The organism is Gryllotalpicola sp. CP2-P1 (assembly GCF_057512245.1).
The window spans coordinates 1-2,570 of sequence record NZ_JBLRDT010000272.1 but is presented as its reverse complement, the minus strand read 5'-3'; the positions used below and the strand labels follow the sequence as shown (position 1 = coordinate 2,570).

Genomic DNA, 2,570 nt, shown 5'->3' with positions numbered 1-2,570 from the left:
ATCAGCGCGAGCTCATCGGCGTCGTAGACGAAGTCGCCGGGCCGGCTGCGCACGAGCACGTGCGTCTCGCCGCCGGTTTCGAGCACCGCCTCGACGAGGCCCTGCGACGGCGTGATGCCGCCGGTCTCGAGCGCGGCCGACAGCTCGACGCGGTCGGCGCCGTTCTCGAGGGCCGCCCGCGCGCCGGCCGCCGACGCGACGGCGATCTCGAGTGCGACGGTCACTCGTCGGCTCCGGTCAGCGGCAGGTTCGACGCCGGAATGAGCCGGGCATGCAGATCGGGCTCGAAGTCGGGCGCGTCGAACGGCAGCATCGGCCGTCGGATGCGGTGGTGGCCGAGTCGCACGAGGTCCTGGTCGACGCCGCCCGGGGTGAGCGCCATCATCCAATCGGCGGCCATCTCATAGAGCTCGGGCTCGAGGTAGCCGATCTTCACGAAGACGATGTCGGCCGCGCGCGGGGCGAGGTCGAGGTCGGTGAAGTCGTGCTCGTGGTGGTAGGGCTTCCGCAGCTTCGTGACGATCACGTGCAGGCCGCCGACGCGGATCACGACCTCGATCTCGGCGTCGCGATCGCCGTGGCGGATGCTGTGCACCACGCCCGTGAAGGTGACGGGCCCCTCGTGCACGTCATCGACGGCGGCACCGGCCGTGACTGTCACCGTGGCGCCGACGCCCGCGGCGACGGCGGTCTCGACCGCCGCGGGGCCGGGGATCGACGCGTAGATCACCGTGCGCCCGGCATCCGTGATCTCGCGGTTCTCGAGCAGGCGCGCGAGTGTCCAGGTGACGTCGCCCGCGCCGCCCGCTGTCGGGTTGTCGCCGCTGTCGCTGATGAAGAACGGATGCTTCGCCGAGGCGAGCGCGGCGGCGACGGTCTCATCGAGCGTGCCGACGGGGGCGACGAAGTCGAAGTCGGGGCCGGCCTGCCAGAAGGCGCGCGCGAGCCGCTCGGCCTGCGCGCTGACCGCCGCTTCGTCGTCGCCGGTGACCACGGTGACGGCGCGGTTGCGCGGCTCGTCGGCCCAGGCGTAGCCGACCCAGATCGCCGCGTCGAGCACGCCCGGCTGCGCGGCGGCGTCGTGTACCTGCGCGTAGACACCCTTGGCAGGCTCGATGCGGGTCGAGGTCTTCTCGCCCGGCAGCAGCACTGGGATCGGCACCCATGCCTTGAGCGGTCGGCCCTTCCCCGACGCGAGGCGCTCAACGAGGTTGCGCACTCCGCGCTCCTTGGTCTCGAGGTGGTCCTCGTGCGGCGCCATGCGATAGCAGGTGATCAGGTCGCTCAGGTGCGCGAGCTCGCGGCTGACGTTGCCGTGCAGGTCCATGGTCGTCGAGATCAGCACGTCGGGGCCGACGGTCTCGCGAATGCGGGCGAGCAGCACCGCCTCTGCGTCGTCGAGCCCCTCGACGGTCATCGCCCCGTGGATGTCGTACCAGAGCCCGTCGAGCTCGGGCATCGCCGCGAGCCGCTCGATGATCTCGTCGGAGAGATTCTGGAACGCCTCTGCCGTCGCGGCGCCGCCGGGCAGCGACTTCCCGACGAGCGCCGGGTGCCATTCGGCCGCGCCGCGCAGCTCGGTGCCCTCGCCGAGGAAGGCGGCGTAGCGGTCGAGGATCTCGCCGCCGCGCATGGGGTGGAAGGCGGGTGCCTCGGTGCGCGCCGGCGAGAAGGTGCTCGACTCGATGCCGAGGCCGGCGATGGCGATGCGGGGCAGACGGGTGGCGTCAGACAAGGGAGTCCTTCCGGGTGGCCCGGGGCGTCGCCCGGGGGATCGAATCGAGGGTGGCGGCCAGGGAGCGCTGCAGGGCCTCGAGGCCCGCGCCAACCAGGCCGGCATCGGCGCCGAGGCTCAGCGTCTCGATGCGCAGGTCGCGGGTGAGCAGCGGGTGGCAGCTGTCGTAGAGTTGGCTGCGCACCGCCGCGACGAACGGCTCGAGGGTCGAGAGGATGCCGCCGAGGAACACGGAATCGGGGTTGAAGAAGTTGACGTTGGCGCTGAGCACCTCGCCGAGGTAGCCGCCGGCCTGTCGGGCGGCCTGGTTCGCGATCGGGTCGCCCGCCTCGACCAGGGCGACCACGTCCTCGGTGGTCTCGACCTGCCTGCCGCGCTCGCGCAGGATGCGCTGCAGCGCGAAGCCCGAGGCGACGGTCTCGAGGCAGCCGAAGTTGCCGCATGCGCACGGGATGTCGCCGGCGGCGAGCACCCGCACGTGGGTGATGTCGCCCGCGGCGCCGGTAGCCCCGAAGTGCAGTCGGCCGTCGGCCACGATGCCGGCGCCGATGGCCGTCCCGGCCTTGACGGTGATGGAGAAGCGGCGCTCGCCGTGGTGTGCGGCGTCCTCGCCGAGCGCCATCATGTTCGCATCGTTGCCGACCGACGTGATGACCCCGAGGCGCTCGGCCAGTCGCTCGCGGATCGGATAGCGGTGCCAGCCGGGCATGCGCGAGGGGCTGTCGACCCAGCCGTGCTCGGGGTCGACGGGCCCGGGAAGCGAGAGCCCCGCGGCGGCGAGCTTGCCCGAGGACTGGCCGATGAGCTGCTCGAACTCGCTCACGAGCGTGTCGAG

General features: G+C 72.2%; 3 protein-coding genes. All 3 read right to left on the bottom strand.

Going from position 1 to position 2,570, the window contains the following annotated elements; translation table 11 throughout:
- Window positions 1-224: copper homeostasis protein CutC (locus ACM2XV_RS14085; RefSeq protein ID WP_487027385.1), on the bottom strand; the 224-nt coding region annotated here is incomplete at its 3' end.
- Complete coding sequence (locus ACM2XV_RS14080; RefSeq protein ID WP_487027384.1) at window positions 221-1,735, bottom strand: M81 family metallopeptidase; 1,515 nt, start codon at window positions 1,733-1,735, stop codon at window positions 221-223. The genes ACM2XV_RS14085 and ACM2XV_RS14080, both read right to left, overlap by 4 nt.
- Window positions 1,728-2,570, bottom strand: an 843-nt coding sequence (locus ACM2XV_RS14075) for an ROK family protein (protein ID WP_487027383.1), incomplete at its 5' end; no start/stop codon positions are given. The genes ACM2XV_RS14075 and ACM2XV_RS14080, both read right to left, overlap by 8 nt.